This is a genomic window from Streptomyces sp. SID12501 (genome assembly GCF_010550245.1).
In the GTDB taxonomy this organism is placed as follows: domain Bacteria; phylum Actinomycetota; class Actinomycetes; order Streptomycetales; family Streptomycetaceae; genus Streptomyces.
The window spans coordinates 1-413 of sequence record NZ_JAAGLU010000848.1 but is presented as its reverse complement, the minus strand read 5'-3'; the positions used below and the strand labels follow the sequence as shown (position 1 = coordinate 413).

At 69.2% G+C, this 413-nt stretch carries 1 protein-coding gene; it reads right to left on the bottom strand.

Going from position 1 to position 413, the window contains the following annotated elements:
* Positions 1 to 9: 9 nt before the first annotated feature.
* Positions 10 to 413: DUF4914 family protein (locus tag G3I71_RS48785; protein ID WP_164325421.1), on the bottom strand; the 404-nt coding region annotated here is incomplete at its 5' end.

The following is a 413-nucleotide window of genomic DNA, read 5'->3' as shown; positions in this document are numbered from 1 at the left end:
GCGGGATCGTCACACGTACAGCGGCGTGAGCTCCTCGTAGTCGGCCACCGTGCCGTCGCGCAGGACCACCTCGATGATCTTGCGGCCCAGCGGGTCGAGGTCCTCGGTGAGGAACTGCTCGAGCTCGGACTTGAAGAAGTCCGTGAGGATCCGCGCACCCGCGTCGTACGCGTCGAGACCGACCTGCGACTGGTACTCGGGCTGCAGCAGCGTGGGCCGGATCTGCTGGCCGTCGAGCTTGATCTCCTTGGGCCGGTAGCCGAACAGCGCGCACCGGGCCGGCGTGAGCTGCTCGGGCAGGATCCGCCCGCCGCCGCGCCGCGCCAGGTATTCGCGGGTCAGCCACTCGGCCGAGAACCCGACCTTGTACGCGCCGATGTGCTGGTTCGGCGTCAGGACGTACCGCGTGCGGT